The following is a 21,941-nucleotide window of genomic DNA, read 5'->3' as shown; positions in this document are numbered from 1 at the left end:
GCCGGCCCCGCACGCCCGTGGCGCCGGCCCCGCACGCTCGTGGCGCCGGCCCAGTCCCCTCGACGGCCCAGTGCCCGCCGGTCCAGCCCCCCATAGGCAGTCCGCCCCTACCCCAGTACCGCTCGCTGGACGTCCGCCATCATGACGTCGACGCCCGAGAGCAGTTCTGCGAGTACCTCGCGGTCGGCCACCAGCGGGGGCGAGATCATCAGCATCGTCGCGCCGCGGTCGTCGGGGCGCAGGATGACGCCCGTGCGCCGGAAGGCGGTCGGCAGTACCTCGCGCAGCACCTTCGCCGACTCCGCCTCGGTCAGTTCCCGGCCCGTCTCGCGGTCGGCCGTCAGCTCGACCGCGTAGAAGAAGCCCATGCCGCGTACGTCCTTCACCACGCGGTACCGGTCCTTGACGGCCTCCAGCCCGGCGCGCAGTTCGGGGCCGAGCGTGCGGACGTTGCCGAGGACGTTCTCGTCGCGCATCGCGGTGATGTTGGCGACGGCGACCGCCGTGGAGACCGGGTGGCCGCCCCAGGTCGCGCCGTGCGTGAACGTACCGCCCCGCGGGGAGTCGAACAGGCCGCGTACCAGCGGCTCTCGGGCGATCATGCCGCCCAGCGGCGCGTATCCCGAGGTCGAGCCCTTGGCGAAGGTGATCATGTCGGGTACGGCGCCGAAGTACCCGCTGCCGAACCATTCGCCGAGCCGCCCGAACGAGCAGATGACCTCGTCGGCGACGAGGAGCACGCCGTACGTGTCGCAGATCCGGCGCAGTTCGCGCCAGTAGCCGTCCGGCGGGACCAGCGCGCCGCGGCCGTTCTGCACCGGCTCGGCGAAGACCGCGGCGACCGTCTCCGGGCCTTCTTCGATGATGGCCTGTTCGATGGCGCGTACGCAGTCCAGCTCGGCCGCCGGACCGCAGTCGCCGGTGAAGCCGAGCGTGTGGGGGACGTGCCGGATGCCGGGCAGCAGCGGCTGGAACGGGTCGCGGATTTTCGGCAGACCGGTCACCGACAGGGCGCCGAGCGTCACCCCGTGGTACGCCATGTGCCGGCTGATGATCTTCGTACGCTCGGGGGCGCCCTGGCTCCGGTGGTACTGCCGGGCGAACTTGATGGCCGTCTCCACGGCCTCCGAGCCGGAGTTGACGAACCAGGTGACGCTCAGGTCGCCGGGCGCCAGGTCCGCGATCAGGCTCGCCGCCTCCACGGCCGGCGGGTGCGCGGCGCCCCAGTTGGTGGAGTACGGCAGCGTCTCCATCTGCTTGGTGGCGGCGGCCACGATGTCGCCGCGGCCGTGGCCCATGTTGACGCAGAAGAGTCCGGCCAGGCCGTCCAGGAAGCGGCGGCCCTGTTCGTCGTAGAGGTGGCAGCCCTCGCTGCGCACGAACACCGGCAGTCCTTCGTCCTGCCAGACGTCGTTGCGGGTGAAGTGCTGGCCGAGGTGGGCCTGTGCCTTGGCGCGCAGGGAGTATTCGGTGCTCACGGTGATCCTTTCGGCAGGGGGAGCGGGAGCGGGGGAGCGGCGGGCCCGCGGTGCGGGGGAACGGGCGGGCCCGCAGCGCGCGTCAGACGAGGACCTCGTCCACGTCCACGTACTTCAGGTCGTGCGCCTCGGCCACCGGCTGGTAGGTGAGCTGGCCGCCGACCACGTTGATGCCGCGCTTGACGGCGGGGTCGGCGGCGGCCGCGGCGGCGAGGCCGTTGTCGGCGATGGCCAGGACGTAGGGCATGGTCACGTTGGTCAACGCGTGGGTGGAGGTGTTGGGCACCGCGCCCGGCATGTTGGCGACGCAGTAGAAGACCGAGTCGTGGCCCCGGTAGATCGGGTCGGCGTGCGTCGTCGGCCGCGAGTCCTCGAAGCAGCCGCCCTGGTCGATGGCGATGTCGACCAGGACCGAGCCCTCCTTCATCCGGGAGACCAGGTCGTTGCTGATGAGCTTGGGGGCCCGGGCGCCGGGCACGAGCACCGCGCCGATGACCAGATCCGCTTCCAGGACGGCCCGCTCCAGCTCGAAGGAGTTGGAGGCAACGGTGCGGATGCGGCCCTGGTACATCCGGTCGGCGGCGCGCAGCTTCTCGATGTTCAGGTCCAGCAGGGTGACGTCGGCCCACATGCCGGTGGCCACGGCCACCGCGTTCATGCCGGAGACGCCCGCGCCGACGACCACGACCTTGGCGGGGGAGGTGCCGGACACCCCGCCCATCAGCACGCCGCGGCCGCCCGCCGCGCGCATCAGGTGGTACGCGCCGACCTGCGGCGCCAGCCGACCCGCGACCTCCGACATCGGGAACAGCAGCGGCAGCGAGCCGTCCGCGGGCTGCACGGTTTCGTACGCGACTCCGGTGATCCCGGACTCCAGCATGGCCTCCGTGCACTCCTTGGAGGCGGCCAGATGCAGGTACGTGAAGAGCAGCTGCCCCTCGCGCATGCGGTGGTACTCCTCGGCGATGGGCTCCTTGACCTTCAGGATCATGTCGGCGGTGGCCCAGACCTGATCGGCGTCCCGCAGCACGGTGGCGCCGGCCGCGGAGTATTCGGCGTCCGGGATCGAGGAGCCGTCGCCGGCGCCCTGCTCGATGTGCACGGAGTGGCCGTGGCGGACCAGCTCGTGCACGCCCGAGGGGGTGATGGCCACCCGGTACTCGTGGTTCTTGATCTCGCGCGGGATTCCGATCTTCACGAAGAACTCCCATCGGTAGGGGCGGGCGCGGCAAGCGCGCCCGGCGACTCTCGGTGTCCGGGGCGGCGGCGCTCCGCCGTGACGCGCCGTGGCCTGAGGTGCCGTGGCGGTCGTGGCGTCTCGTGGCGCTAGCGTGCGGGGCCGGCTGGTCCGGGCGTAAGCGCCAGTTCTCCGGCTTCTGATGGGTCCAGGGCCGGGCCTACCGGAACCCGTCCGTCCGGGCAATTTCTCCCGCCCGACCTCTTGGGCGGCGGCCCGGACGCGGTTACGATCCCGTCAGCTGGCACCCCACGACAAGGCGATTCCGGTCAATCCGAGGGGGGCAGTCCCGCCCCCGCCCGCCGGTCCTTTCTCCCTGCCTGTACGTCGGTCCAGCACGTTCCCCGCCATCCGCCATCGCTGGAGGCCGGTATTCCGCGCACACTGATCGAGATCGACCGGGACTCGGCCGAACCGCTGTACCGCCAGATCCGCAAGGCCATCGAGCACGGCATAGCGGTCGGCACCGTCGACGCCAGCAGCCGGCTCCCCTCGTCCCGCGAACTGGCCCGTGAGCTGGGCCTTTCCAGGAACACCGTCAACGCCGCCTACCAGGAGCTGGTCGCCGAGGGCTTTGTCGAGAGCCGGGTGCGGCAGGGCATCTTCGTCAACCGCGACATGCGCCCGCACTGCGCCGCCGAACAGCGCCCCGAGGCCGAGCCCTTCGACTGGAGCGCCCGGCTGCGCGGCAACCCCGAGGACACCCTCCCGCACATCGAGAAGCGCGCCGACTGGGCCGACTATCCGTACCCCTTCCTCGCCGGGCAGGTGGACCTGCGCGCCTTTCCCGCCCGCGACTGGTCCCGCGCGCTCAACGAAGCGCTGTACCAGCCGCACGCCCGCTACAGCCTCCAGGACAGCATCGCCTGCGACGACCCGCTGCTGGTCGAGATGGTGTGCAGCCGGCTGCTGCCGGCCCGCGGCGTCGAGGCGTCCCCCGAGGAAGTCCTCGTCACCGTCGGCTCCCAGCAGGGCCTGGACCTGCTCACCCGTGCTCTCCTCGGCACCGGCTCCACGGTCGCCGTCGAGGACCCCGGCTATCTCGACGCCCGCCACATCTTCGTCCGCGCCGGTGCCCGCCTGCTGCCGCTGCCGGTGACCTCCGCCGGGCTCACCCCGCCCGCCACCCTCGCCGGTGTCGACCTGCTGCACGTCACCCCGAGCCACCACCACCCCACCAACGTCACCCTCGGCATCGGCCGCCGCCGCGAACTGCTCTCCCTGGTCCGGGAGAGCGGCACGGTCATCGTCGAGGACGACTACGACAGCGAGTTCCGCTACCAGGGCAGCCCGACCCCGGCGCTGAAGGGCCTGGACACCACCGACCAGGTCGTCTACCTCGGCACCTTCTCCAAGTTCCTCGCCCCCGGCCTGCGGCTGGGCTACCTGGTCGGCGCGAAGGAGCTGGTACGTGAACTCCGCGACCTGCGCCGCTACTCCGTCCGCCACCCCTCGGGCCACACCCAGCGCGCGCTCGCCCTCATGATCCAGTCGGGCGAGTACCAGCGCGCCGTCCGTCGCTACCGCGGCCAGCTCATGCGCAAGTGGGAGGCCGTCTGCACGGCCGTCAACGCCCACCTCCCGTGGCACACCACCCCCTCCCCGGGCGGCGTCAGCCTCTGGATGACCGGCCCCGAGGAACTGGACTGCCGCAAGCTCGTCGACAGCGCCCAGCGCCACGGCGTCCTCATCGAACGCGGCGACATCTACTTCCTGCCGCAGGGCACCGGCGGCCCCCCGCTGCACCACTTCCGCATCGGCTTCGCCGCACCGCCCCTCAACGCCATCGACCCGGGCATCCGGATCCTGGGGCGGCTGGTGGCCCGCCAGCTAGCGGGCCAGTAGCCCCAGCACCTCGCGGAACAGGCCGTTTCCCTGGTCCGGCGGCAGGTCGAGGATGCGGGAACGGCGGTAGTACGGGGTCAGGTCGAGGGCCACCCCGAGACCGTGGATCTCGGTGCCGGATTCCCGGTGGGCGACCACGTCCCGCAGATGGTGGTCGAGGTAGTGGCGGTCGTTGGCGAGGTGGGTGGCGGTGTCCATCGGGCTGCCGTCGGAGACGACGAAGAGGATCCTGCGGCCCTCGGGACGGGCCGCTGCGCGGGCGCAGGCCCAGTCCACCGCCTCGCCGTCGATGCCCTCGCGGTAGAGGTCGGGTTTGAGGAGCGCCGCGATGCCGTGGCGGGCCCGGCGCCAGGGGGTGGCCGCGTCCTTGAAGACCAGGTGGGAGCGTTCGTTGAGGCGGCCCGGGTGGGGTGGCCGGCCGGCCCGCAGCCAGTCGCGGCGGGCACGTCCGCCGTTCCAGGCGCCGGTGGTGAAGCCGAGGACCTCGCAGCCGGCGCCGGCCCGGTCCAGGGCGCGGGCGCACACGTCCACCAGCATCGCCACGGACTCGGCGTGCTCCTTCATCGAGCCCGAGCAGTCGATGAGGAAGGTCACCAGCGCGTCGGCGACCGGCGCGGTGCGTTCGGTACGGAAGAGGCGCCGCTCGGTGGGCGAGGTGATCAGCCGGCTGAGGCGGCCGGGGTCGATGTGACCGGCCTCCTGGCCGCCGTCCCAGCCGTCGCGGGCCGGCGCCGCGAGCAGCAGGTGCAGCTCGCGGGCGAGCCGGGGGACGTTGACGCCCTGGTCGGCGACGCGGCGGTCCAGCCGGGCGCGGTAGTCGCGCAGCAGCTCGGCGCGGACGAGCGCGGTGGCGGCGGCCTCGCGGTCGTATGCGGTGGTGAAGACGCGGTAGCCGCCGGGCGCTTCGGCCAGGGTCCGGCTGTGGCCCGACGCGGCGGTGGGGCTCTCCTCGGTGGACTCGGAGTCGAGGTCGAGGAGGGCGGCGAAGGGGGAGCGGGGGTACTCGTCGGGGTCGTCGTCCTCGGCCTCGTCGCCGGGGGCGTCCGCCGCCGTGAGCAGGCCGGTGACCGTACGGGCCAGGGACAGCGCGTACGGGGCGAAGGCACGCTGGTCGGCGCGGTGGCGGCGGAGGGCGGCCAGGTCGTGGCCGGTGAGCGGGGCGAGCGCGGCGCGGGTGGCCTCGATCGGCTCCTCCGCGTGCGCGGGCACGGGTTCACCGGTGAGCCGGGCGCGAGTGATGTGTGCGACGGTGAAGAGGAGCAGGCCGCGGGCGGTCTCGGTGAGGCCGGACCGCACGCAGTCCGCGGACCACACGGTGAAGCGGTGGCGGAGGTTGGCGCGTACGCCGGCCAGTGTCGCGGGTGCCAGCGCCTCCGTACGGAATTGTTCCAGCAGCTCGAAGACCAGCCGGGCGGCCGGGTCGTCCGCGGGGCACACCGCCGCGTGCAGGACGGGGTCCGTGCCGCGCAGCCGCAGCGCCAGGCCGTCGGCCGCGCCGCGCCGGGAGGCGAAGTCGGCGTCGTCGGGGGAGGGGCGGGCATGCGGGGCGTGCACCGGGACCGGGTGCCGGCCGCGGTACGGGCGCCCGCCGCGGAAGTGCACCGCGGGTTCCGCGCTCAGCGCCCGTACCGCGGCCGCGCACAGCTCCTCCGCCTGCTGCCGCCGTCGCGCCGCGGCCTGCCGGGCGGTCACGCGGCGGGCTCCTCGTGAGCGGCGGTGAGCCGGTGGGATTCGGGCAGCTCGCGGTCGAAGCAGCGCTGGAAGTACTCGGCGACCAGCGGGCGTTCCGCCTCGTCGCACTTGTTGAGGAAGGAGACGCGGAAGGCGGCGGCCGGATCGCCGAATATCCCGGTGTTCTCCGCCCAGGTGAGCACCGTACGCGGGGACATGAGGGTGGACAGGTCGCCGGCCCGGAACCCCTCGCGGGTGAGGCCCGCGACCGCCACCATCGCCGCCACCAGCGCGCGGCCCCGCTCGTCGGTGAGGGCGGGGACGCGGGCGCGGACGATCGCGGCCTCCTCGTCGGCGGGGAGGTGGTCGAGCGCGGCGACGATGTGCCAGCGGTCGATCTGTGCGTGGTTCAGCCGCTGCGCGCCGTGGTAGAGGCCGTTGAGGTTGCCGAGGCCCACCGTGTTGGCGGTGGCGAAGAGCCGGAAGGCCGGGTGCGGGGTGAGCACCCGGTTCTGGTCCAGCAGCGTCAGCTTCCCGTCGCTCTCCAGCATCCGCTGGAGCACGAACATCACATCGGGCCGCCCCGCGTCGTACTCGTCCAGGACCAGCGCCATCGGCCGTTGCAGCGCCCACGGCACGATGCCCTCCCGGAACTCCGTCACCTGCTGCCCGTCGCGCAGCACCACCGCGTCCCTGCCGATCAGGTCCGGGCGGCTGAGGTGGCCGTCCAGGTTGACGCGTACGCAGGGCCAGTTGAGCCGCGCCGCCACCTGCTCGACGTGGCTGGACTTGCCCGTGCCGTGCAGGCCCTGGACCAGGACGCGGCGGTTGTGCGTGAAGCCGGCGAGCAGGGCGAGGGTGACGTCCGGCTGGAAGCGGTACGCGGGATCCGCCTCCGGTACGTACGGGGTCGGTTCGCGGAACGCGGGGACGGTGAGCGGGGAGTCGACGCCGAAGACGTCCTTGACGGCGACGGTGGTGTCGGGTGCTGTCGTCATGTGCGGGGAACTCCTCCGAAGTACGGGTGCACCGAAGTACGAATGCACCGAAGTACGGGTGCAGGTTCAGGACGCCGCCGCGTCCTCCGGTGTGCCCTCCGCCTCGATCCGGCTGATCGCGTCCGCGGCGCGCTGCAGCGCCGGCAGCAGCGACAGCGCCTTGTCCGCCGTCAGCCGCATGACCGGTGCCTGGACCGCGACGCACAGGTTGGAGCGGCCGCCGTCATCGGTCGGCACCAGCACCGCGACGCACACCAGCCCCGGCAGGAACTCCTCGTCGTCCAGCGCGAAGCCGTCCCGCCGGATGCGCTTGAACTCCTCCTCCAGCGCGTCCAGATCGGTGATCGTCTTGCCGGTGTACGCCTTGAGGGGGGCGTGCGCGAGCAGCTTGCGGCGCTGCGCCGGGCTCATCTGGGAAAGGATCATCTTTCCGCTGGCCGAGCAGTGCGTCGGTACCCGGGAACCGGGGCGGAGGTAGAAGCGGAGCGGTTCCGGGGTCTCCACGCGGTCCAGGTAGACCACCTCGTTGCCGGAGAGCGCGGTGATGTTGCAGCTCTCGCCCAGCTCCTCGACCAGGGCGCGCAGGACGGTGTGGCGCGCGCCGTGGTGGGTGGCGTTGAGGAGGAGGTTCTCGGCGAGCCGGCGCAGGCGGTGGCCGGTGCCGTAGTGCCGGCCGTCGCTCTGCCGGATCAGCAGCCCGGCGCTCTCCAGCTGCTGGAGCATCCGGTGGAGCGTGGGTTTGGGCAGCCCGGTCTCCTCGACCAGGCCCTGCAGCGAGACCAACTGGTCCTTCGCGGCGATCAGTTCGAGCAGGGAGAAGAGGCGCATGGTCGGCGTGTCGCCGTTCACCGCGCCGGGATCGGGCTCGCGTGGCGGGACCACGGTACCTCCAGGGCTGTACGTCCACCAGTCGTCATCCGGTTTGGATTCCGGAAACAAGCTATCACCGTCTCGATTTCCTGAACGCATCGTTGACGGCTCCGGTCGGCCCCCTTATGGTCCAGCCAGATCCTGAATTCAGGAACGCCACGTACCGATTATTGGCGCATGTAGTCCGATTCCCAGGGCTCATCGAGCGCCTCCCCGTGCCTCCCCGGCGTGTCGAAGGAGTGGAACCTTGAGCGAGAAGCAGACGGCCGACGGCCGTACCGTCGTCAGCGGCCAGCAGCGGATGACCCCCTCGGAGGCCTTCGTCGAGACCCTCGTGGCCAACGGGGTGACCGACATCTTCGGCATCATGGGCTCGGCGTTCATGGACGCGATGGACATCTTCGCGCCGGCCGGCATCCGTCTGGTCCCCGTCGTGCACGAGCAGGGCGCGGGCCACATGGCCGACGGGTACGCCCGGGTCAGCGGCCGGCACGGCGTCGTCATCGGCCAGAACGGCCCCGGCATCAGCAACTGCGTCACCGCGATAGCCGCCGCGTACTGGGCGCACAGCCCGGTTGTGATGATCACGCCCGAGGCGGGCACCATGGGCACCGGGCTGGGCGGCTTCCAGGAGGCCGACCAGCTGCCCATGTTCCAGGAGTTCACCAAGTACCAGGCGCATGTGAACAACCCGAAGCGGATGGCGGAGTACACCGCGCGCGCCTTCGACCGGGCCCACTCCGAGATCGGCCCGACCCAGCTCAACATCCCGCGCGACCACTTCTACGGCGAGATCGAGACCGAGATCCCCGACCCGCAGCGGCTGGACCGCGGGCCCGGCGGTGAGCGGACCCTCGCCGAGGCGGCCGAACTGCTCGCCACCGCCGAGTTCCCGGTCATCATCTCCGGCGGCGGCGTGGTCATGGCCGACGGCGTCGAGGAGTGCAAGGCGCTCGCCGAACGCCTGGGCGCGCCGGTCGTCAACAGCTACCAGCACAACGACAGCTTCCCCGCGAGCCACCCGCAGTGGTGCGGCCCGCTCGGCTACCAGGGCTCCAAGGCCGCCATGAAGCTCATCTCCCAGGCCGACGTCGTCGTCGCGCTCGGTACGCGGCTCGGCCCGTTCGGCACGCTGCCGCAGCACGGCATGGACTACTGGCCGAAGAACGCGAAGATCATCCAGATCGACGCCGACCACAAGATGCTCGGCCTGGTCAAGAAGATCACCGTCGGCATCTGCGGCGACGCGAAGGCCGCGGCCTCGGCGCTGACCGACCGCCTGGCGGACCGCACCCTCGCCTGCGACGCCACCCGCGAGGAGCGTGCCGCGCGCACCAAGGCCGAGAAGGACGCGTGGGAGGAGGAGCTCTCCGCCTGGACCCACGAGAAGGACCCCTACTCCCTCGACATGATCGCCGAACAGGAGCAGGAGGACGGCAACTGGCTGCACCCGCGCCAGGTCCTGCGGGAACTGGAGAAGGCCATGCCGGAGCGGGTCATGGTCTCCACCGACATCGGCAACATCAACTCCGTCGCCCACAGCTACCTGCGCTTCGAGGAGCCGCGCTCCTTCTTCGCGCCGATGTCCTTCGGCAACTGCGGCTACGCGCTGCCGACCATCATCGGCGCCAAGGCCGCGGCCATGGACCGGCCGGCCATCGCGTACGCGGGTGACGGCGCGTGGGGCATGAGCATGGGCGAGATCATGACCGCCGTACGCCACGACATCCCGGTCACCGCCGTGGTCTTCCACAACCGCCAGTGGGGCGCCGAGAAGAAGAACCAGGTCGACTTCTACAACCGCCGCTTCGTCGCCGGCGAGCTGGAGAGCGAGTCCTTCGCGGGCATCGCGCAGGCGATGGGCGCGGACGGCGTCGTCGTGGAAAAGCTGGAGGACGTCGGCCCCGCACTGCAGCGGGCGGTGGACGCGCAGATGAACGAGGGCCGGACCACCGTCATCGAGATCATGTGTACGCGTGAACTCGGCGACCCGTTCCGCCGCGACGCCCTCAAGAAGCCGGTCCGGTACCTGGAGAAGTACCAGGACTACGTCTGACCGGTCCCGGCTGACCCGGCGGGGTTCCGCCGGTCCGCCGCCATGTGCCGGTGGACGCCGCGCGGACGGCGTCCACCGGGTGCGGCGCCCGCCGCCGGGCTGCCCTGATCCGGGCGGCGGGGCCGCACCCCCTCTGGTTCCGGCGCCCGCGTACGACCCTCAACGCACGCGGGCGTCGGATCGGGCCCCTCGCCCGCCCGGCTGCCCCGGCCCCACCGTCGGCGGCTGCGGCGCCGTCGAGGCCGCTCGCGCAGTTCCCCGCGCCCCTGAGCTGCCGTTCCGGCAGCCGGGCGCATCCACCTCAACCCGCCGAAGGAGCCGCGCCCGTGTCGCTCGCCCCTCTCGTCCCGCCGGCGGACGACCCGGCCCGAGCCCTCATCGTCACCTGGGCCGAAAGACTCCGCGACGTACCCCGCAAACCCCGCATCGCACTCGCCGAAGGCACCGACCCCCGCGTCCTCTGGGCCGCGGCCCACCTCGCCGAGCAGGGCACCCTCACCCCCGTCCTCACCGGCGACCCCGCCCGCGTCCGCAACCTCGCCGCCGGCCTGGACCTCAAGCTCCCCGAGGACCCGGAAGCGCTCGACATCCTCGACCCGGCCCGCCTCGCGGCCGACCCCCGCTGCACGGACGCGCTCGCCGGAGCACTCGAAGCCCGCCGCCGCCTCACCTCCCACGACCGCCGCGAACTCGCCGCCGACCCGCTCTTCCTCACCGCCACCGCGCTCCGCCTCGGCGACGTGGACGGCTGCGTCGCGGGCAGCAACCGGCCCACCGCCGACGTCCTGCGCGCCGGCCTCTACGTCGTCGGCCTGGCCCCCGGCATCCGCACCCTCTCCAGCAGCTTCCTGATGGAACTGCCCGACGGCCGCGTCCTCGGCTACGGCGACTGCGCCGTCGTCGTCGACCCCACCTCGGCGGAGCTGGCCGACATCGCCCGCGCCACGGCCGCCACGTACGAGGAACTCACCGCCGACACCCCCCAGGTGGCGCTGCTCTCCTTCAGCACGAAGGGCAGCGCCCAGCACCCCCAGGTCGACCGGGTCGGCGACGCGGTACGGCTGCTCCGCGCGAGCGACCCGGAGCTGGCGGTGGACGGCGAGCTCCAGTACGACGCGGCCTGCGTACCGGCGATCGGCCGCGCCAAGGCCCCCGCCTCACGGATCGCGGGGCAGGCCAACACCTTCATCTTTCCGGGCCTCGCCGCCGGCAACATCGGCTACAAGATCGCCCAACGCGTCGGCGGCGCCACCGCCATCGGCCCCCTGCTCCAGGGCCTGGCCGCCCCCCTCCACGACCTCTCCCGCGGCTGCACGGGCTCCGACATCGCGGCCCTGTCCCTGGCCACGGCGGTACAGTCGACGGTCAGGCGCGCCGTGCAGTCGCCGCGTAGGCGATGAATGCGGCCCACGAGGCGGCCGGCACCCGCACCTCGGTGCCGCGTATCTCCTTGGAGTCGCGTACGCGGACGGTATCCGCGCCGGGCACCACAGCGACCTCCACACAATCGCCGCCATTGGTTCCGCTGTAACTGCTCTTGAACCAGACGAGTTCGGTGCTCATAGCTCCCCTGCCAGGCGATCGATGAGGGCCGCGGCATCCTCCGTACTGAGGGCCCGCGCCCGCAGCATGCCATAGCGGAGCGACAGTTCACTGACTCGTTCGCGGTCGAAGACCAGCGTGCTGACACCGTGGGATTCGAGGTAGACGGCCTGCCGGTGGTCCGAGGTCTCCAGGAGGACTACCGCTCCTCCGTCGAGTCCGCTGTGCGCCGGTCGTCCGCTCGGCATGACCTGGATGTCGACGTTGCGCAGCTGCCCGCACTCCAGCAACCGGCCCAGCTGCTCCTTCACCACCGCCGCCGTACCCACCCTCCGGAGCAGCGCCGTCTCCTCGACGACGAACGCCAGCGCCAGCGGCGGCTTCTCGCGGAAGAGCAGCGCCGAGTTTCAGCAGTTTGCCGTACCCGCCCCAGATGGCGGGTCGCTCGCCGGTTTCGTTCGCCATGCGGCGAGGTTGACCGTGTGGCACGGCCCGCCACTCTCCGAAGTGGGCAATTGTCCCTGGCACGTTCGAAGTCGAGCAGGTCTCGGCTCAGCTTGATCGGGCCTCGGGTCCCGGAAGCGCGGCTTCCCGCGTATTGACGGGTAGTTGAAAGGTGATTCACAGTGTTCCGTCAGTGAGGAAGGTGCGATGCGATGACCGACGTCACGACCGTCCCCGTCAGCCCCCTGGTGATCACGTGAGCGTGTACCGGGAGCGTCCCTGGCTGGCGCGGTATGCCGAGGGGGCACCGGCCGACGTCACCCCGGAGCACCCCACCCTCCTGCACGCCTTCCGGGCTTCCGTCGCGCGCAGCCCCGGCACCGAGGCGATCCGGTACTTCGACGGTGTGCTGACCCTCGCCGAGCTGGACGCCGCGTCCGACGCGCTCGCCGTCGCGCTGGCCGAGCGGGGCTTCGCGCCGGGCGACAGGCTCGCGCTGTATGTGCAGAACGACCCGGCGTTCGTCATCGGGCTGCTCGCCGCCTGGAAGGCCGGCGGCGCCGCGGTCGCCGTCAACCCGATGAACAAGGCCCGCGAGCTGACGTACCTGCTCAGCGACTCGGGCGCGAGCGCGCTGCTGTGCCTGGACGCGCTGTACGAGAACGTGGTCAGGGGCGTCATCGGCGGCGGCGCCACCCAGGTCGCCACCGTCGTCACCTGCTCGCCGCTGGACTGGCAGACGCGCGACGATCCCCGGTTGTTCGACGGTGTGCGGAGGAGCCGTCCGCGGGGCACGCTCGATCTTTGCGCGCTCGTCGAGCGGTACGCGGGGCGGGCCCCGGCGCCCGCGACGCCCGCTCCCGGTGATGTCGCCGTGCTGACCTACACCTCCGGGACGACGGGGGAGCCCAAGGGCGCGCTGAACACGCACGGCACGATGCTGTTCAATGCGTGCACGTACCGGGAGTGGATGCGGCTGACGGACGGCGACAGCATCCTGGGGGTCGCGCCGCTGTTCCATATCACCGGGCTGATCGGGCATCTGGCGCTCGCGCTGCTGCTGCCCTGCCCGCTGGTCCTCGCGCACCGGTTCCACCCGGGTGTCGTGCTGGACGCGCTGCGCGAGCACCGGCCGACGTTCACGGTCGGCGCCATCACCGTCTTCATCAGCCTGGCCGGTGCCCCGGACGCCGCACGGGAGGACTTCGCCTCGCTCCGCGTCGTCTACTCAGGCGGCGCGCCCATCGCGCCGGCCGTCACCGAACAGTTCGAGAAGGCGACGGGCCGGTACATCCACAACATCTACGGGCTGACGGAGACCAACTCGCCCACGCACGCCGTGCCGCTCGGCGCGCAGGCGCCCGTCGACCCGGTCTCCGGCGCGCTGTCGGTGGGGGTGCCCGTCTTCAACACGGTCGTCCGCATCCTCGATGAGGAGGGGGCCGAGGTGCCGGTCGGGGAGATCGGCGAGATCGCCACCTCGGGGCCGCAGGTCGTGCCCGGGTACTGGAACAAGCCCGAGGCGACGGCCGCGGCGCTGCCCGGCGGGGAGCTGCGTACGGGGGACGTCGGCTTCATGGATGCCGCGGGCTGGTTCTACCTCGTGGACCGCAAGAAGGACATGATCAACGCGGCCGGGTACAAGGTGTGGCCGCGCGAGGTGGAGGACGTCCTGTACGGGCACCCCGCGGTCCGGGAGGCGGCGGTGGTCGGCGTGCCGGACGCGTACCGGGGCGAGACCGTGAAGGCGTTCGTGTCCCTCAAACGGGACGCTTCCGTCACGGAGGAGGAGCTGATCGGGTACTGCAGGGAGCAGATGGCCGCGTACAAATGCCCGCGCTCCCTGTCCATCCTGGATGATCTGCCGAAGACGGCGACAGGAAAGATCCTCCGCCGGGAACTGCGGGGACTGCGGGAGGCGGCCGGCTGACACCGTGCGGCCGCGGCGGGCAGCCCGGCCGGGGAAACGCCGCGGTAACGCGAAACGTCGCGGAAACGTCGATGTTCGCCACCGGAAATTACGGCGGGTCACTCTCTTCCCTGGCCCGGCGTCGCCCCCTGTCACCTCCGCCGGGCGGGAAGGTTGACGCACATGCCTGCCGGAATCGACTCCGGGGACACCGCCTGGCTGCTGGCCGCGACCGCACTGGTGCTGCTGATGACTCCGGGGCTGGCCCTGTTCTACGGCGGCATGGTGCGCGCCAAGAGCGTGCTGAACATGCTCATGATGAGCTTCGCCGCCATCGCCGTCGTCACGGTCGTCTGGCTCGCGATCGGATACAGCCTGGTCTTCGCGCCGGACACCGGGGCCGGGCTGATCGGCGGCCTGGACCACCTCGGCATGCACGGCATCGGCCCGAAGAGCGTCACCGGCACCGTCCCGACCGCCCTCTTCGCCGCCTTCCAGCTCACCTTCGCGATCCTCACCGTCTCGCTGATCAGCGGCGCCATCGCGGACCGCGCCCGCTTCGGCGCGTGGGTGGCCTTCACGGCGCTCTGGACCCTGCTCGTCTACGCACCGGTCGCGCACTGGGTCTTCGCGCCCGGCGGCTGGATCCTGGACCGGCTGGGCGCGCTGGACTTCGCCGGCGGCACCGTCGTCGAGGTCAACTGCGGCGCCTCCGGCCTCGCCCTCGCCCTCGTCCTCGGGCCCCGCCTCGGCTTCGGCAAGGAGGCGATGCGCCCGCACAGCCTGCCGCTGGTGATCCTGGGGGCCGGGCTGCTCTGGTTCGGCTGGTTCGGCTTCAACGCGGGATCCGCCGTCGCCGCCGACGGCAAGGCCGCCATGGCGCTGCTGAACACCCAGGCCGCGGGGTGCACCGGTCTGCTCGGCTGGCTGCTGGTGGAGAAGCGGCGGGACGCGCACGCCACCACCCTCGGCGCGGCCTCCGGCGCGGTCGCGGGCCTGGTCGCGATCACCCCGTCCTGCGGCTCGGTCGGCATCTGGGGCGCCCTCGCCATCGGCCTGACCGCGGGCGTGGTCTGCTCGTACGCGGTCAACTGGAAGTTCCGCTTCGGCTACGACGACTCCCTGGACGTGGTGGGCGTCCACCTCGTCGCCGGCGTCCTGGGCACCCTGCTCATCGGCTTCTTCGCGACCTCGGCCATGACCGACGGCCCGGCCGGACTGTTCTCCGGCGGCGGCGCGGGCCAGCTCCTCAAGCAGCTCGTCGCCGTCCTCGCGACCGGCGCGTACGCCTTCCTCGTCACGTACGGCCTCGGCAAGGCCATCGACAAGGTCATGGGCTTCCGCGCGGCGCCCGACCAGGAACGCACCGGTCTCGACCAGACCATCCACGCCGAGACCGCCTACGACCACGGCGTCCTGGGCCACGGCACGGTCGGCCGCCGCGACCCCGCCGGCCACCTCCCCGGCGGCGCCACCACCCTGATGCACCGCGCCGACCGGGAACCGGGGGACTGACCGGGAGGCGGCCGGGACCGGGGAGGGTCGGCCCGGAAGACAGCGTCGCCACTCGAAAACGCCTCAGGACCCAGGCCCTCAGAGGCCCGAGTCCCGCCGAGGCAATGTCACGTGGTGATGCTTTGCGCCAGAGCACGGGCCCTGTTCGCCCACTCTCCCATGCACGTGATGGCCGAGGTCATTTGCTTCACCGCGGCGGAGATGTCCTTCACCGGTTTGCGGAGATGCCGACTCACACGGACCATGTCGGCCGCGGATGCACCGAAGATGCTGAGCTGCTCCAAGCCCTCCTGAGCGGACTCGTCCATGGCCATGAGCTGCCCCAGGAACTCCTCTGCTTCCTCGCCACGCTCGTCGGGCGGAGTGACCTCGATGAGTCCCAGCGCGGCCCTCACCCCACTGTCCAGGGTCGCCATCCGTTCGGCGAAAGTCCCCGCGACAGTGCTCAGTTCTCCGGCCGGCACGCTGATTGACTGTGCGTAGCGGGCTACCGCCGCGAGCCGGGCGCTTATGGGAGTGTTCGCATGGGTGAGTTCGAGCATCTCGGTGTTTGACTCTTCGGTCAGTGCTCCGATGGTCTCGACCGTCTTGGTGATCGCCTCCATATCCGCCGTCATCTCGTCCAGCCCGTCTTCGATCGCGGCGAAGTCGTCGAGCAGACCGGGGGAACTCTCGCCCTCCGCATCTCCACCCTCTGCGGAGGGCGAGGACCTGTCGGCGGGCTGGAGCCCACGCAGCACGCGCGCCGGGGTGAGGGGTTCAAAGCCGTCCCGGAGCCCTACTTCCAGTGCGTTCTCGATCTCCTTTCGTGCGTTGGCCAGGTGGCTGCGCGCGCGTTGATACCGGATGGTCCTGATCGATGCGATGTCGAAGGGAAGCTGTCCGTATTCCCCGACGTGGATCGTCGGCCTGCCGGTGATGTGGCGCAGCCCCAGCTCGTACATCACATTGGGATTGCCGCCGCTGACGTCCGCAATGACGAGGTCGGACTCGACGACATGCCGGCAGATCTGTTCGTTGATGTCACCGGCGTGTGCGATGCCGTCCGCACGTACGGCGGTGATGCCGTGCCTCTCGCAAGCCGGAGCGATCACCTGCTCGAAGATTCCGAGGTGGTGCTCGTACGCCTCGCGCTCGGGAGTGCCGTGCGCGGCATACTGGTCACCGATGGGGCCGATGACGAAACAGACACGGGGCTGGGCCGGCTCCCGCCGAGGAGCCTGTGGCGCGATCATGCAACGTCCTCCGTTTCCAGGCAGATGATGTCGTCGAGCTGGGCGGCGTGCTTGGCACCGGTTTCCAGGTCGACGGCGTAGACAGGCCGCTCTTCGATACCGAGGGAGCGCAGCAGATGGGCGGTCGGGATGCGGTAGCGCCGGCCGACGCGCAGCACGGGGCAAGGGAAGGTGCCGAGGCGGATCAGCTTGTACGCCGTACTGGGGCAGACGCCGAGGGCACGGGCAGCTGTGCGCAAGTCCATGCTCAAGGGCAGGTCGAACGCCTCTGCGAAACCCAGGGGCGGGCCGGACCGCGGGCTCACCGCCGGGCCCCCACTGGGCGCAGCACCAGGGTGCCGACGAGGCTGGCCTCTTCGTGACGGCGGGCCCGGCGCACCAGGTCGGACAGCCCCGCGCAGTGCGCGAGCGCTCCGAGACGCTCCCCTTCCTGGCGCATGCGCGACTCGGCAAAGCGGAGAGTCGCAGCCAGCCCGTCGCGGTGGGGCGGGGGCGTGAGGTGCAGCTCCCAGCCGTCGGTCGGCGGCGGTTGCTCCGCTGGCGGGGCGGTGGCGCTGCGGACTTTGGCAAGGGCGGCGATGTCCAAGCCCGGGATCTCTCGACTGAGGCGATTCGCGTAGGCCCACATCTGGTTCACCGCCTCCTTGATCATGTGGCCGCCCGCGCCCGGGCTGTCCGGACCTGCCGAATCGAGGGCGAGGAGTACGGCCAGAACAGCCTCCGCCTCCAGGTCGGCCCGCTCGACCCGCAGATGGCGCAGGATTCGATGCAGGTTCCGGTACAGCCCAGGTAAAGCCATCCAGACGACGAGCAACCGCTTCGTCCCGTTGCCGTCCTTGGGCTCCTGCTGAGCATCAGTGATCGCCTGTCGCCAGACCGCGGCCCCCAACGCATCGTCGCGTTGCGGCCCGTACAGTGCCTCCCTGCAGGCCTCTGGCGAGAGGCGGACCGAGCGGTCGCCGTCACGCACGACGAGGTACGGCTGCACGTCTTGCCGCGCTCCCACAAAACTCTCCTCAATCAGGGCGAAGACGCCCCCAGACTTGGTCAATCTCATCGCCTCTCTTGCTCGGCGTTCGACGGCCCGGCCGCTGACATCGCCGCCATCGTTCGCGCGCAGGCGCGTGCCAGGGCTGCCAGTGCGGACCGCAGGGACGCGTGGCGCGTCGCCGAAGCCTGGAGCACTCGCTCCTCCCGGAACCGGGTCGCTGCGCCTGCCGGGGGCGCCGGGTAGATGTTGATGGTGCCGTGCACGTCGCCGCCGACATTCACCCCGTAGTCCGCCCACTGGGTGCTGTCCTCGCCCAGGGCCGTCACCGGACATGGCCGGGGCCGACCGTTGGGAGGCTCGCAGGCAGCCCGAGGGTGATGCCTCCGGAGACGTCTCGGCCGACAACGACGCCCTGGTGGACGTACTGGGAGTGGGCGGCGCGGGCCGTCCTGCTCGGGGGAAGCGGCGCCGGTGCCGGCTGCGGCCCACCAGTGCCCTCCACGAACGGCCGCACCTCCTCAGGCCCGTGGCCCGGCACGCGAATCCAGCCGTATCCGCCGAACTCCTTCACCCGCACGTGGGCCTGGACGTACTGGGCCGAGCCGAGGTCAGGGAGCCCGAACCGCACGACGTCCTGGTACAGCCGGTCCGACACGATGACAGCGAGATCCGCACCGGAGAGGGCGGTCAATACGGCCCGCAGCGGGGGTGCGTTCACAAAGCGTGCCACTGCGACGGGTGCAGGTCCGGCGTGGCCGAGAGCGGCATGCGCGACGACGCCGGTGTCGACGGCCAGCCGCAGCCTGACGCGCGGGGCGGCCGGACGGGTGTTGAGGGTGCCGAGGAGGGCCGCCAGGTAGTGCACAAAGGGCCCCAGCACGGTGGCTTCCGATGTGGCCTCGGGAAGAACGGCGAACTCTTGGTCGCCCTGCGGCTGACGGGCCCAGGCCGCCCGGTCCAGTCCGGCCAGCGTCGCCGCCCCGTCCAGCAGCCGGACCAGGTCGGCTTGGACGTCCGACTGGGCCCGGGTGTCGAGGCGGCTGTACTGCTCCATGTCCGCTGCCAGACACAGCCGGCGGTGCGGGATGTCGTCCTGTGGAGAGGGAAAGAAGTGTTGGTCCATGGCAACTCGCCACCTTCCTAAGGGCGTTGGGTGCTCTGCGTGCCAACTGTGCGAGGAAGGAGTCGAGCCGTCGAAGTAAACCGCATTAGTACGGCTTTGTGGCCGTGAAGCTAGGTGGCGGCACGCTCAGCCGGGCGACCATTCGCAGTCGGGCCAGGTCCCGTACGTAGGTTCGCCGGATGCCGGTGATGACGAGTCCGTCTTTTCGCAGCTGAGCCAGCGCCTTGTGCACTGTGTTCGTAGTGGACCCGGTGAGGGCGGCGAACTCGGACTGGGACAGGTTCACATCGATGCGCACCGATTTCCGTTCCTGTCTCCCGTACGTCACCGCCAGTTCGACGAGTACGCGGGCCAGCCGGACCAGGACCGGGTATCCGCCGAACTCGAGGCGCCAGCGGTCGGACCGGCGCAGCCGACCGCAGAGCACCCGGTTGAGGGCCAGTGACACCTCGGGATGGGCGAGGAGGAAGGGCCGCAACTCGTGCTGCGGAACGACGGTAGCGACCACCTCGCCACAAGCCGTGACCGTGGCCGATCTCGGCCCGAGGTCCATGGCCGCCAGCTCACCCACGACGTCTCCGGCGATCCTCATGTCCATGAGCAACACCCTGCCGCCGTCCAACTGGGCGGTCACCTTCACCAGGCCTTGGTGGAGCACCACCAGCTCCTGGGCACGGTCGCCCTCACTGATCAGTGCATCCCCCACGACATAGCGGCACCGGCTTCCGAGCTTCGCGAAGGTCTCGCGTGCCCCGTCCGGCAGAGTGTCGAGAAACGGTGCGCGATCATCGTTGTTCGAGCCGTTAAACATGTGCACAGCAGAGCACTTCCCTCAGGAGGAGGTGCGTGTTTCCGCTCGCTCCGCCGGTGTGCCGAACGCACTCTGGGGCGCATACCGGCGCACGTAAGGGGCACCCGGATGCCGATGACCGCTACGCGAGGGATCAGGAAAATTCCCCGGTCTCCCAGCTGTGTGAGGCGTGCAGCGCTCGCGCCGCGCCGGCCCTCGTACGCTGAGCCGCCGTAAGCACAGTCAGTGGCGTGGTTCCTCGCCGCCCCGAAAAGACTCAGGGGCCGTTTCAGATTTGCTCTGAAACGGCCCCTGAGCTGCGAAAACACCGTCGGGACGACAGGATTTGAACCTGCGACCCCTTGACCCCCAGTCAAGTGCGCTACCAAGCTGCGCCACGTCCCGGTGCTCGCCGTCCGTCCGGGCGGGCCCGGTCGGTGCGTGCAGAAGAAAAATACCTGTCCGCGGCCCGGAATCCAAAACCGGGGGTGGGCGGGGTGCGGTGCGGGTCGCGGGCGCGCGGCCCCCGCGGTGTTTGAATGCGGCCATGAGCAAGCGCGTAACGGTGCGAACGCGGCGTGTGTACGACGCGGTGGATCCCGACGACGGGGCCCGGGTGCTGGTGGACCGGCTGTGGCCGCGCGGGCTGTCGAAGGACGCGGCGCGGCTGGACGAGTGGCTGAAGGGTGTCGCGCCCTCGAATGAACTGCGCAAGTGGTACGGGCACCGGGCCGAGGCGTACGAGGAGTTCGCCGAGCGGTACCGGGCGGAGCTGGCCGAGGAGCCGGGGAGTGAGGCGCTGGAGCGGTTGCGGGGGATGGCGGCGGACGGGCCGGTCACCCTGCTGACGGCGACCAAGGAGCTGGACCTCAGTCATGTGACGGTGCTGGAGGACGCGCTCCGGCACGGCTGAGGCAACCCCGGCCACCCCCTCTGACCTGCTGCGTTGACGAAGCATACGGAACGCTGCATAGTTATACCCATCAACGCATGGATTGAGGAGGGCCCCGTGACCGAGCGCGTCGTACTCGCCTACTCGGGCGGTCTTGACACCTCCGTCTGCATCGGCTGGATCGCCGAGGCGACGGGCGCCGAGGTCATCGCCGTGGCGGTGGACGTCGGGCAGGGCGGCGAGGACCTGGACGTCATCCGCAAGCGCGCGCTCGCCTGTGGTGCGGTCGAGGCCGAGGTCGCGGACGCCAGGGACGAGTTCGCCGACGAGTACTGCCTTCCGGCGATCCAGGCCAACGCCCTCTACATGGACCGGTACCCGCTGGTCTCCGCGCTCTCCCGGCCGGCCATCGTCAAGCACCTGGTCGCCGCCGCGCGGAAGCACGGCGCGACGACCGTGGCGCACGGCTGCACCGGCAAGGGCAACGACCAGGTGCGGTTCGAGGCCGGGATCTCCTCCCTCGCCCCCGACCTGAAGTGCATCGCCCCGGTCCGCGACTACGCGATGACCCGGGACAAGGCGATCGCCTTCTGCGAGGAGAAGAACCTCCCGATCGCGACGACCAAGAAGTCGCCGTACTCGATCGACCAGAACGTCTTCGGGCGGGCCGTGGAGACCGGCTTCCTGGAGGACATCTGGAACGCGCCGATCGAGGACGTGTACGAGTACACCGCCGACCCCGCCACCCCGCGCGAGGCCGACGAGGTCGTGATCACCTTCGAGGAAGGCGTGCCGGTCGCGATCGACGGCACACCCGTCACCGTCCTCCAGGCCATCCAGCAGTTGAACGAGCGCGCAGGTGCCCAGGGCATCGGCCGGATCGACATGGTCGAGGACCGGCTCGTCGGCATCAAGTCCCGCGAGGTCTACGAGGCCCCCGGCGCGATCGCCCTGATCACCGCCCACCAGGAGCTGGAGAGCGTCACCGTCGAGCGCGAGCTGGCCCGCTACAAGCGCCAGGTCGAGCAGCGCTGGGGCGAGCTGGTCTACGACGGCCTGTGGTTCTCGCCGCTCAAGCGCGCCCTGGACGGCTTCGTCGCCGAGGCCAACCGGGCCGTCTCCGGTGACATCCGGATGACTCTGCACGGCGGCCGGGCCGTCGTCACCGGCCGGAAGTCCGAGCAGTCGCTGTACGACTTCAACCTGGCGACCTACGACTCCGGTGACACCTTCGACCAGTCGCTGTCGAAGGGCTTCATCGAGATCTTCGGCATGTCGAGCAAGATCGCCGCGCGGCGCGATCTGCCGGCATAGCACGACGGAACCTGGCCTGAAGCGGGCCGGT

General features: G+C 71.0%; 19 protein-coding genes and 1 tRNA gene. 7 read left to right on the top strand and 13 right to left on the bottom strand.

All coding sequences use genetic code 11. The features are described 5' to 3' along the window. Positions 1 to 107: 107 nt before the first annotated feature. Together ACIGQF_RS05485 and ald are read right to left on the bottom strand one after the other, a co-directional pair. Complete coding sequence (locus ACIGQF_RS05485; protein WP_399705817.1) at positions 108 to 1,478, bottom strand: aspartate aminotransferase family protein; 1,371 nt, start codon at positions 1,476 to 1,478, stop codon at positions 108 to 110. Positions 1,479 to 1,560: 82 nt separating this feature from the next. After that, complete coding sequence (ald, locus tag ACIGQF_RS05480; RefSeq protein WP_399705815.1) at positions 1,561 to 2,676, bottom strand: alanine dehydrogenase; 1,116 nt, start codon at positions 2,674 to 2,676, stop codon at positions 1,561 to 1,563. Positions 2,677 to 2,919: 243 nt separating this feature from the next. Here ald and ACIGQF_RS05475 point away from each other — a divergent pair, with 243 nt between their 5' ends. Then, positions 2,920 to 4,560: a PLP-dependent aminotransferase family protein gene (locus tag ACIGQF_RS05475; protein WP_399705814.1), complete on the top strand. Its 1,641-nt coding sequence runs from the start codon at positions 2,920 to 2,922 to the stop codon at positions 4,558 to 4,560. On the opposite strand, the gene ACIGQF_RS05470 is transcribed toward ACIGQF_RS05475, so the two are convergent. The 3 genes from ACIGQF_RS05470 to ACIGQF_RS05460 all read right to left on the bottom strand — a co-directional run bounded on the left by ACIGQF_RS05470 (position 4,546) and on the right by ACIGQF_RS05460 (position 8,111). Further along, entirely contained in the window at positions 4,546 to 6,252 is a 1,707-nt protein-coding gene (locus tag ACIGQF_RS05470; protein ID WP_399705812.1) for a cobalt chelatase, read from the bottom strand. The genes ACIGQF_RS05475 and ACIGQF_RS05470 overlap by 15 nt on opposite strands. Further along, on the bottom strand, positions 6,249 to 7,229 hold the full coding sequence (locus tag ACIGQF_RS05465; protein ID WP_399705809.1) for an AAA family ATPase: 981 nt from the start codon (positions 7,227 to 7,229) through the stop codon (positions 6,249 to 6,251). The genes ACIGQF_RS05470 and ACIGQF_RS05465 overlap by 4 nt, the downstream gene beginning before the upstream one ends. A 66-nt stretch (positions 7,230 to 7,295) precedes the next feature. Next, positions 7,296 to 8,111 (bottom strand): IclR family transcriptional regulator, encoded by an 816-nt coding sequence (locus ACIGQF_RS05460; protein ID WP_399705807.1) that lies wholly within the window; start codon positions 8,109 to 8,111, stop codon positions 7,296 to 7,298. A gap of 235 nt (positions 8,112 to 8,346) precedes the next feature. Between ACIGQF_RS05460 and xsc the strand changes: the two genes are divergently transcribed. Next, positions 8,347 to 10,155 carry a sulfoacetaldehyde acetyltransferase gene (gene xsc, locus ACIGQF_RS05455; protein ID WP_399705805.1) on the top strand — a complete coding sequence of 603 codons (1,809 nt, stop codon included), beginning with the start codon at positions 8,347 to 8,349 and terminating at the stop codon, positions 10,153 to 10,155. Positions 10,156 to 10,481: 326 nt separating this feature from the next. After that, the gene (locus ACIGQF_RS05450; RefSeq protein WP_399705803.1) at positions 10,482 to 11,555 is read left to right on the top strand and encodes a phosphotransacetylase; all 1,074 of its coding nucleotides are present in this window, start codon (positions 10,482 to 10,484) and stop codon (positions 11,553 to 11,555) included. Here ACIGQF_RS05450 and ACIGQF_RS05445 read toward each other — a convergent pair. Both ACIGQF_RS05445 and ACIGQF_RS05440 read right to left on the bottom strand, forming a co-directional pair. Next, positions 11,521 to 11,718 (bottom strand): DUF397 domain-containing protein, encoded by a 198-nt coding sequence (locus tag ACIGQF_RS05445; RefSeq protein WP_399705800.1) that lies wholly within the window; start codon positions 11,716 to 11,718, stop codon positions 11,521 to 11,523. The genes ACIGQF_RS05450 and ACIGQF_RS05445 overlap by 35 nt on opposite strands. Then, complete coding sequence (locus ACIGQF_RS05440) at positions 11,715 to 12,095, bottom strand: Scr1 family TA system antitoxin-like transcriptional regulator (RefSeq protein WP_399706375.1); 381 nt, start codon at positions 12,093 to 12,095, stop codon at positions 11,715 to 11,717. Before ACIGQF_RS05440 ends, ACIGQF_RS05445 begins: the two co-directional genes overlap by 4 nt. A gap of 302 nt (positions 12,096 to 12,397) precedes the next feature. On the opposite strand from ACIGQF_RS05440, the gene ACIGQF_RS05435 reads away from it, so the two are divergent. Beyond that, complete coding sequence (locus ACIGQF_RS05435) at positions 12,398 to 14,071, top strand: class I adenylate-forming enzyme family protein (RefSeq protein ID WP_399705797.1); 1,674 nt, start codon at positions 12,398 to 12,400, stop codon at positions 14,069 to 14,071. 162 nt (positions 14,072 to 14,233) lie between these two features. Next, positions 14,234 to 15,565 (top strand): ammonium transporter, encoded by a 1,332-nt coding sequence (locus tag ACIGQF_RS05430; protein WP_399705795.1) that lies wholly within the window; start codon positions 14,234 to 14,236, stop codon positions 15,563 to 15,565. A 107-nt stretch (positions 15,566 to 15,672) separates the two neighbouring features. Here ACIGQF_RS05430 and ACIGQF_RS05425 read toward each other — a convergent pair whose 3' ends face one another. From ACIGQF_RS05425 to ACIGQF_RS05400, 6 genes are all read right to left on the bottom strand, one after another. Next, a complete protein-coding gene (locus ACIGQF_RS05425; RefSeq protein WP_399705793.1) occupies positions 15,673 to 16,800 on the bottom strand; it encodes a hypothetical protein in 1,128 nt (375 codons plus the stop codon). Next, positions 16,797 to 17,045 carry a helix-turn-helix domain-containing protein gene (locus ACIGQF_RS05420; RefSeq protein WP_399705792.1) on the bottom strand — a complete coding sequence of 83 codons (249 nt, stop codon included), beginning with the start codon at positions 17,043 to 17,045 and terminating at the stop codon, positions 16,797 to 16,799. The genes ACIGQF_RS05425 and ACIGQF_RS05420 overlap by 4 nt, the downstream gene beginning before the upstream one ends. Positions 17,046 to 17,101: 56 nt before the next feature. Next, positions 17,102 to 17,857, bottom strand: a complete 756-nt coding sequence (locus ACIGQF_RS05415; protein WP_399705790.1) for a hypothetical protein — start codon at positions 17,855 to 17,857, stop codon at positions 17,102 to 17,104. Between the two features lie 256 nt (positions 17,858 to 18,113). Continuing rightward, the gene (locus ACIGQF_RS05410; protein WP_399705787.1) at positions 18,114 to 18,914 is read right to left on the bottom strand and encodes a hypothetical protein; all 801 of its coding nucleotides are present in this window, start codon (positions 18,912 to 18,914) and stop codon (positions 18,114 to 18,116) included. Between the two features lie 85 nt (positions 18,915 to 18,999). Then, entirely contained in the window at positions 19,000 to 19,620 is a 621-nt protein-coding gene (locus ACIGQF_RS05405) for a Crp/Fnr family transcriptional regulator (RefSeq protein ID WP_399705784.1), read from the bottom strand. A 415-nt stretch (positions 19,621 to 20,035) separates the two neighbouring features. Then, positions 20,036 to 20,109: transfer RNA gene (locus ACIGQF_RS05400), tRNA-Pro, on the bottom strand. A 142-nt stretch (positions 20,110 to 20,251) separates the two neighbouring features. On the opposite strand from ACIGQF_RS05400, the gene ACIGQF_RS05395 reads away from it, so the two are divergent. Together ACIGQF_RS05395 and ACIGQF_RS05390 are read left to right on the top strand one after the other, a co-directional pair. Beyond that, a complete protein-coding gene (locus ACIGQF_RS05395; protein WP_399705782.1) occupies positions 20,252 to 20,617 on the top strand; it encodes a DUF488 domain-containing protein in 366 nt (121 codons plus the stop codon). 96 nt (positions 20,618 to 20,713) lie between these two features. Beyond that, positions 20,714 to 21,910, top strand: a complete 1,197-nt coding sequence (locus ACIGQF_RS05390; protein WP_399705780.1) for an argininosuccinate synthase — start codon at positions 20,714 to 20,716, stop codon at positions 21,908 to 21,910. The last annotated feature ends 31 nt before the right edge of the window (positions 21,911 to 21,941 follow it).

Source organism: Streptomyces sp. NPDC053560, assembly GCF_044544605.1.
Taxonomy (GTDB): domain Bacteria; phylum Actinomycetota; class Actinomycetes; order Streptomycetales; family Streptomycetaceae; genus Streptomyces.
The sequence above is the reverse complement of the archived record's forward strand: the minus strand, read 5'-3'. Positions and strand labels throughout refer to the sequence as shown.

Bases quoted from the DNA above. Each gene is read 5' to 3' on its own strand.
- ACIGQF_RS05465 (WP_399705809.1), bottom strand. From the start codon at position 7,229: ATGACGACAGCACCCGACACCACCGTCGCCGTCAAGGACGTCTTCGGC.
- ACIGQF_RS05445 (WP_399705800.1), bottom strand. From the start codon at position 11,718: ATGAGCACCGAACTCGTCTGGTTCAAGAGCAGTTACAGCGGAACCAAT.
- ACIGQF_RS05430 (WP_399705795.1), top strand. From the start codon at position 14,234: ATGCCTGCCGGAATCGACTCCGGGGACACCGCCTGGCTGCTGGCCGCG.
- ACIGQF_RS05425 (WP_399705793.1), bottom strand. From the start codon at position 16,800: ATGATCGCGCCACAGGCTCCTCGGCGGGAGCCGGCCCAGCCCCGTGTC.
- ACIGQF_RS05420 (WP_399705792.1), bottom strand. From the start codon at position 17,045: ATGGACTTGCGCACAGCTGCCCGTGCCCTCGGCGTCTGCCCCAGTACG.
- ACIGQF_RS05415 (WP_399705790.1), bottom strand. From the start codon at position 17,857: ATGAGATTGACCAAGTCTGGGGGCGTCTTCGCCCTGATTGAGGAGAGT.
- ACIGQF_RS05410 (WP_399705787.1), bottom strand. From the start codon at position 18,914: ATGGACCAACACTTCTTTCCCTCTCCACAGGACGACATCCCGCACCGC.
- ACIGQF_RS05395 (WP_399705782.1), top strand. From the start codon at position 20,252: ATGAGCAAGCGCGTAACGGTGCGAACGCGGCGTGTGTACGACGCGGTG.